The 324-nt window shown below is 69.8% G+C and carries 1 protein-coding gene; it reads right to left on the bottom strand.

Features of this window, described 5'->3' with window-relative positions:
- Positions 1–288: sigma factor (locus tag G3I42_RS09065; protein WP_275405235.1), on the bottom strand; the 288-nt coding region annotated here is incomplete at its 3' end.
- Positions 289–324: the final 36 nt, after the last annotated feature.

The raw sequence follows: 324 nt of genomic DNA, 5'->3' as shown, positions 1-324 counted from the left end.
CCGGCTCACGAGGTTGGTGGTGATGCCGAACAGCCACGGCCGGGCATCGCCGCGCGAGAGGTCGTAACTATGGCGTCGCTGGAAGGCGGTCGTGAACGTCTCCGCCATCAGATCCTCCGCCGCCTCCGGTCCGAGCCGCCGCGCCGCGTAACGGTGCACGGCGTCGGCGTACCGGTCGAAGAGCGCGGCGAACAGCTCGGGCTCGTCCCGGGACCGTTCGATCACCTGGGCGTCGGTCTCCTCGCGATCCGCGTCGCGGGTGCGGACGCCCGGGGGTTCGACGGTCATCGGGGCTCCATTCATCGGTCTGAATACCTCGAAGGC

The organism is Streptomyces sp. SID11385 (assembly GCF_010548245.1).
In the GTDB taxonomy this organism is placed as follows: domain Bacteria; phylum Actinomycetota; class Actinomycetes; order Streptomycetales; family Streptomycetaceae; genus Streptomyces.
Note: the sequence above shows the minus strand (reverse complement) of the source record. Positions and strands in the feature narration are given on the sequence as shown.